General features: G+C 32.8%; 1 protein-coding gene. It reads right to left on the reverse strand.

The annotated features are described in order from the left end of the window. On the reverse strand, window positions 1-925 hold a 925-nt coding region (locus MBCUT_RS11130; protein WP_169805349.1), incomplete at both ends, for a hypothetical protein.

Here is a 925-nt window from a genome sequence, read left to right on the forward strand (position 1 = left end):
TTAGCTACAGTAAAAGTTGTAGAATTACTGAAATCAGAGAAATTGCCATGACCAGAAAGACCAACAACAACATTAATAGAACCAGTACGAACAGTAGTATAATTCAAACTCCAACCACCAGAACCATTAACAGCAACATTAAACTGTATACCATCAACAGTAACAGTAACACTAGATATCCCAGTATAATTAACTAAAACACCGCTAATAGTAGTATTTACACCAATACTTACAGGATTAGGATTAACAACGATAGTAGAATTAGTACTATTCTTATCTACAGTGAAAGTTGTAGAATTAATAAAGCTTGTGTAATTATCATTACCAGCAAACCCAACAACAACACTAACAGAACCAGTACGAACAGTAGTATAATTCAAACTCCAACCACCAGTATTATCAACAGCAACATTAAACTGTATACCATCAACAGTAACAGCAACCTGATTTATTCCAGTGTAATTATCTAAAACACCACTAATAGTGACATTATTACCAATACTAACAGGATCAGGATTAACAACGATAGTTGAATTAGTACTATTCTTATTTACTGTGAAAGTTGTAGAATTACTGAAATCAGAGAAATTTCCATGACCAGAAAGACCAACAATAACACTAACAGAACCAGTACGAACAGTAGCATAATTCAAACTCCAACCACCAGTACTATCAACAGCTACAATAAACTGTATACCATCAACAGTAACAGTAACCTGATTTATTCCAGTATGATTAGCTAAAACACCACTAAGAGTAGTATTTACACCAATATTTACAGGATTAGGACTAACAACGATAGTAGAATTAGTACTATTCTTAGCTACAGTAAAAGTTGTAGAATTAATAAAGCTTGTGTAATTATCATTACCAGCAAAACCAACAACAACACTAACAGAACCAGTACGAACAGTAGTATAATTCA

The organism is Methanobrevibacter cuticularis (assembly GCF_001639285.1).
GTDB classification, from domain to species: Archaea; Methanobacteriota; Methanobacteria; order Methanobacteriales; family Methanobacteriaceae; genus Methanobaculum; species Methanobaculum cuticulare.